Annotated in this window: 7 protein-coding genes; 4 read left to right on the forward strand and 3 right to left on the reverse strand. The window is 44.8% G+C overall.

Going from position 1 to position 5,486, the window contains the following annotated elements; genetic code table 11:
* Positions 1-514 (reverse strand): hypothetical protein (locus AACR09_RS15960; RefSeq protein ID WP_228010717.1); only part of this gene is annotated, 514 nt, incomplete at its 3' end.
* An 857-nt stretch (positions 515-1,371) separates the two neighbouring features.
* The gene (locus AACR09_RS15965) at positions 1,372-2,004 is read right to left on the reverse strand and encodes a LysE family translocator (RefSeq protein WP_193835390.1); all 633 of its coding nucleotides are present in this window, start codon (positions 2,002-2,004) and stop codon (positions 1,372-1,374) included.
* 90 nt (positions 2,005-2,094) lie between these two features.
* Between AACR09_RS15965 and AACR09_RS15970 the strand changes: the two genes are divergently transcribed.
* On the forward strand, positions 2,095-3,012 hold the full coding sequence (locus AACR09_RS15970) for a LysR family transcriptional regulator (RefSeq protein ID WP_193835391.1): 918 nt from the start codon (positions 2,095-2,097) through the stop codon (positions 3,010-3,012).
* 33 nt (positions 3,013-3,045) lie between these two features.
* Here AACR09_RS15970 and AACR09_RS15975 read toward each other — a convergent pair whose 3' ends face one another.
* On the reverse strand, positions 3,046-3,384 hold the full coding sequence (locus AACR09_RS15975) for a hypothetical protein (protein ID WP_017087188.1): 339 nt from the start codon (positions 3,382-3,384) through the stop codon (positions 3,046-3,048).
* Between the two features lie 237 nt (positions 3,385-3,621).
* Between AACR09_RS15975 and AACR09_RS15980 the strand changes: the two genes are divergently transcribed.
* The 3 genes from AACR09_RS15980 to AACR09_RS15990 form a co-directional block, all read left to right on the forward strand.
* Positions 3,622-4,455, forward strand: coding sequence for an AraC family transcriptional regulator (locus tag AACR09_RS15980; protein ID WP_004736410.1), 834 nt, complete (start codon positions 3,622-3,624; stop codon positions 4,453-4,455).
* Positions 4,456-4,602: 147 nt separating this feature from the next.
* The gene (locus AACR09_RS15985; RefSeq protein WP_065584890.1) at positions 4,603-5,331 is read left to right on the forward strand and encodes an AzlC family ABC transporter permease; all 729 of its coding nucleotides are present in this window, start codon (positions 4,603-4,605) and stop codon (positions 5,329-5,331) included.
* A gap of 2 nt (positions 5,332-5,333) precedes the next feature.
* On the forward strand, positions 5,334-5,486 hold a 153-nt coding region (locus AACR09_RS15990; protein ID WP_228010722.1), incomplete at its 3' end, for an AzlD domain-containing protein.

The following is a 5,486-nucleotide window of genomic DNA, read 5'->3' on the forward strand; positions in this document are numbered from 1 at the left end:
ACGCATAAGGCGTCGCCGTTGGTACTTCTTGCTTAACCGGGATCGCATTTGGATACGCATGCGGCGTCGTCTGCAGAACAGGGGTTTGCTGCGGCATCTTCGGGTAGATGTAAGGCGTTGCCGTTGGAATTTCTTGCTTAACCGGGATCGCGTTTGGAATTGCATTTGGAATCGCTTGCGGCGTCGTCTGCATTACCGGGATTGCATTTGGAATCGCATATGGTGTTGCAGTCGGAACAGCTTGTTTAACCGGGATTGCATTTGGATACGCATACGGCGTTGCAGTTGGAATGCTTTGCTTAACCGGGATTTTCTGGATAGCTGTCGGGTATGCCATAGGCGTAGCTTGAGGATGCATAACCGGTGTTCTTTGACCAGTTGCGTAGTGATCAACTGGTACGCGTACCGGAGTCAATTGCGGGAATGCGTCAGGGGTTGCTTGCGGTGCTGTCTGTGCCATTGCTGGCACAGAAAACGCAGCTGCTAACGAAACCGCTAAAATTGATTTTTTCATTTCTTGATCCTTAATTCACTATCGATAGTTTTTTGTGGTACTTGCTGGTTAACGTTGCGCGAACAAGAGAACGAATTAACTTCTTGTCTCTTTTCCAGCGTGTCTCTGCTTCGTCTGATTCATGGCGATATCAGCGACCTTGAGTTCATACTGTTTCAATTGGTTCGATAACGATTCATGTTTAGATTCGATAAGATCTTGTTGTTTACGAATGTAAACTTAATTTATTCGTATATTGCACGTAGTGCAATTTAAAACACTTCGCGTGCTTGGAATAAAAGATTTCATTGTTGATCGAGAATTTTTGTTGACGAAGTGGTTGGGGTGGTCGTGATGAGTACACGCCTTAATGTCAGAACCATTACGGTTGGCGGTTTAACCCTGCTGTTTCATCATGCCGCCAGAGTCTCTGTTGTTTGCTTTCGAAAATCTTCGGGGACGTCATTATTCGTCTCCATGGTGCAGTAAAGCGCATCGCAAAACTTGGGCGTGTTAGGGCCGTAGACATGATCGCGTGAGTTACACCATAGTTAGGTATCTCAGCATCGACTTGTAAGAGTGTTAATTTGATTAGCAGGTCAAAAAATATGAAATTCTTAGCAGTTATGGCATGTTGGTTCATAGGAACCGATAATTGGACATTGATCAGTTAAGCGGTTACGCCAACCTTTTCATCAGCTCATAGGTGTGGAGGTGGGAGGGGGCTTTGGAAAGGACTGGGTTCCAGTTCTTTTAAAAAAACCGCTCTTTATGGGTGGCCTCTTGCTATCTGAAGTATGTCTAAAATTGAGATGTGTTTACGTATTTTTTCCTCCCGAATGAAACTCAATTTATTGTTTTTTCCTTTACTGGCTCGACTATAGGTTGGAGCTGTGACTTGTTACAGCGAGTGCGATGGCTGCAGTTAAAAGCGCTGAACCGCCGATTTTATTCAGGTACGTTGGGTGATCTTGAATAAACCCAAGAAGCTTCTTGGCAGAGATGGCGTAAATCATCACCCACGTAAAATCCAACACTGCCATTGTGGGGCACATCACCAACATTTGTGATAACAGGGACTTGGTTGGGTCTATGAACTGGGGGAAGAATGCAGTGAAAAAGACAATCGCTTTGGGGTTACCCGCTGCAACGAAGAAACCACTTAAATAGAGTCTGTGGCCTGAAATCGCGGTGGGTGAATTGGTGGTTATTTGTGCATCACACTCAGGTTTATCACGCAACATCTTGATACCCATATACAGCAATGTTGTGACTCCAAGCCACTTGATAACGGCGAACGCTAGTTCAGACGTTGACATTATGATGCCAAGTCCAACTGCAACAATGATCATCTGTATGAAGTTTGCTGAGATATCGCCTAGTGCCGTAAAAATAGCTTTATTAACGCCATATTTCATTGAATGAATGACGCCCAACAAAATGCTGGGACCTGGCGTCATGGTTAAGATAAGTGAAGCGAGGCAGAAGGTTAGCCATGTTTCTATAGTCATTTGTTTTCTCCGGGTGACTAGTATCTATTTTTCGGAAAAAGTAGTCTGCTAGCATAGAGATAGATATCAAAATAACCTGAGGTTATATAAATGGTTGAAGACTTGGAAAGCATCCCATCACTAGTTCCCAAATTACTTCTGCAGCTACTAGCGCTCGGAAGTATCACTGATGCCGCTCTGGTATTAGGAGTCAGTCAACCCGCTGCGAGCAAAGCTCTTCGACGTGCTGAAGATGTGTTAGGTTTCGCTTTAGTTCGAAGAGACAGTCGTCCCTTATTGTTAACAGAGGAAGGGAGGTTGATTGCTGAGTTCGCTAAACAGCAGGAATTGCAGGGAGAGGTGTTATTGAGACAGCTTCGACTTATTCAAAAAGATGGCGCTGGACAGGTGAAAGTGGCTTCTTTTGGCGCATCCGCTTCCACACATATTTTACCCAGCCTAATTCATGCGATCAGCCAACACTTACCTCAAGTTAAAATTGAAATAAGCGAGTTTACTGACGAAGGAGCATTATTAGCATTGCGAGAGGGGCGCGTAGATTTTGCAATCTCGGTTGATAAAGAGTATTTGGATCTAGATATCATCCCAGTTTTTACTGACCGTATGGTGGCTTTAGTTCATGAAGATGACCCTTTATCCCAGTTGTCAGTTTTGTCGGCTGTGGATATCGAAGATCGAGATTTTATACTGAGTAAAGGGGGCAGCGAGGCGCTCATTAGAGAATGGTTTAAGCTATCAAAATCTCGCCTTAAAGAAAAACACACCATTGTTCAATTGACCTCGATACTTGCTTTGATTAGAGCGGGCTTAGGTGTTTCTATTGTTGCAGAGCTTGCCGTTCCAGAATCTCATCCCAGCGTAAATGTTATTCCTCTTGCGCCCGAGTACCCTCGTAATATTTGTGTAGCGAAAAGAAGCGGTTGTTTTTCTTCGAACGCAGCCAGATTAACTTGGGATTTTTTGAGTAAAAATAGGGCACTTAATTACCTAAGCAAGCGAGGTCATTAAGTGCGAACAGGCGTTTAGCTGTCATTGCCTCATTTAATTCGCAGGCAACACAACGGCAGACGCTTCTTCCTCCGAATCTTCTTTGTCTTCTACTTGGTCAGCAACCCAATCAATCGTCTTTGTTAGATAAAGCTTATTGGTTTCGGTATCACACCAATGTTTTGATAATCCTCTTCGATTAAACTCACTGCCAATTGCTGCGAGTGTCTGGTTGCTTGAGCGCCCATAATATAAGGTGTCACACAGTTGCAGGTTCGACATAGATTGAGGGTACGTATTGACCGACGAGGAGTTCATGCTCAGTGCTTTTGATTGGTTATGAGTGCACCCAGTTAGGCTCAGGAAAAAGAAAAGGATTAGCGTATTTTTCATGGTGTATCAGGTCTATTGCCGATGATTTGAAGAGAGTATTGCCATGATTGCCACACTAATTTGTCAATTTCTCGCCAACTAGTTATAGACCAAGACTTTCCTCCCAGTTAGAAAGCGTTATTAAGCCAACGATAAAAACAGTATTAACAAACAAAAGCGCAATTTTGTACAAAAGCTGAAAGAGCCTATAGAGTAGACTGATAAGTCGCTCGATAATTAACAGGCTTGGGAATTGTTATGGAGAACAAGAAACGCTCTAAAGAAAAGGCCGAATATAAGATCACAGAAGAGCTCGGTGGCCTTGAAACCCTTAATGCTGAATACGAAAAGCAGAACTTCTCGCGCCATAGCCACGAGGGCTACACACTTGGTGTTATTGAGCAGGGCGCTCAGCGTTTCTATCGAACGGGCGGGCATCATATAGCACCACAAGATGCGATTATTCTGGTCAATGCCGACGAAGTTCATAGCGGTCACTCTGCCACTGAAGGTGGTTGGGCATATCGAGCCATGTATCCTCTCCCAGAGCAACTTGCCAAGATCACTCAAGAGCTTAACCTACCGAACTACGGCGCGCCTTACTTCCCAAGAGCGGTTGTTGAAGACCCTGAACTCGCTAATCAATTGAGATTAGTCTTTAACACGATTGATGAATCTGACAATCGCTTGTTAAGAGAAACCTTGATGTACGGGATGTTGGTTAAACTGATTAGTCGACACGGAAAATCGCCGCTTAACCCTCAACTCGATGGGAAAACTCAACGCCAACTTGTCTTAGTGAAAGAGTTCTTAGATGACTTTCCACAAGCCGATGTGTCCCTAGAGGAGCTATCTAAGCTAGCGGCATTGAGCCCGTTTCACTTAGTGCGTTCTTTTCAGAAAGAATTTGGTCTTCCGCCGCATGCGTATCAAATCCAATCTCGGTTAAGGCTTTCGCGTAAGTTATTGAAACAAGGGCATACCATTTCTGATACCGCGCAAGAGTGTGGCTTTCATGATCAAAGCCATTTTCATCGACACTTCAAAAAGGCCAATGGATACACGCCAGGGCAATACATCAAAATGCTCTAAACTTGCGTGGCTAAGGCATGGCTAACTTGTGTTAAGTGCGGTTAAGTGCGGCAAACCGAGGGGCATGAAATCGAGCAAGTTTGTACAATCGAACCGACTCAACTCCTCTTACATTGAATAGCCAATGTGAAGAGAGAAAAGAACTATATGGATAGTGAAACAATGGATAGACGAACACAGTTATGGAAGGGCGTTTTAGCGGGAATGCCCTTGAGCATTGCAGTAATCCCTTGGGGAATTCTAGCGGGCTCATATGCGATAGATGCTGGATTGAGTCAGCTTCAAGCGCAAGCGATGTCGGCTATTCTATTTGCTGGCTCAGCACAACTTGTCGCTGCGGGTATGTTTAAAGCGGGTATTGGTCTAGGTACCATGTTGTTGACTACCTTATTCATCACGTCTAGACACTTTCTGTATAGCGTATCGATGCGTGACAAAATCAGCCATCTTCCTGCGCGTTGGCGTCTATTACTCGGATTTTGGCTCACCGATGAGCTGTTCGCGATCTGTAGTGGGCAGTCTCAGCAAGAATTTAATCGCTGGTATGCTGCGGGTGTAGGCGGCGGTTTTTATCTCGTTTGGAATATTGCAAGCTTTGTTGGCATTGTCGCGGGAAGCCAGATTCCTTCACTCAATGAAATTGGGCTCGATTTCGCGGTCGCAGCAACCTTTATCGCCTTGGTGTTCCCATTAATCCGAACTCTACCCGTCGTCGTGTGTGTGGTGGTTTCATTGGTCACTTCGGTTGCGATGTCGGTTAACAATATTGAGGGCGGGCTAATGATTGCAGCGATTGCCGGTATGTTAGCGGGCTTTATCAGCGAATCGTTCCAAGAGCGAAACAACGGTAACAAGACAATTGTGGAGGGGAAATAGAGATGATTTGGTTAACGATATTCCTTATGACAGCGATTGTTTTTTTTAGTCGGTATCTGTTTCTAGAGCCAGCAATCCCGCTTCGATTAAATCAAACCACGCGTCGCCTGTTACGCTATTCAAGCCCAGCTGTGCTTACTGCAATTTGGGGGCCG

The sequence above is a fragment of the Vibrio sp. OPT20 genome (assembly GCF_963889365.1).
GTDB lineage: Bacteria > Pseudomonadota > Gammaproteobacteria > Enterobacterales > Vibrionaceae > Vibrio > Vibrio splendidus.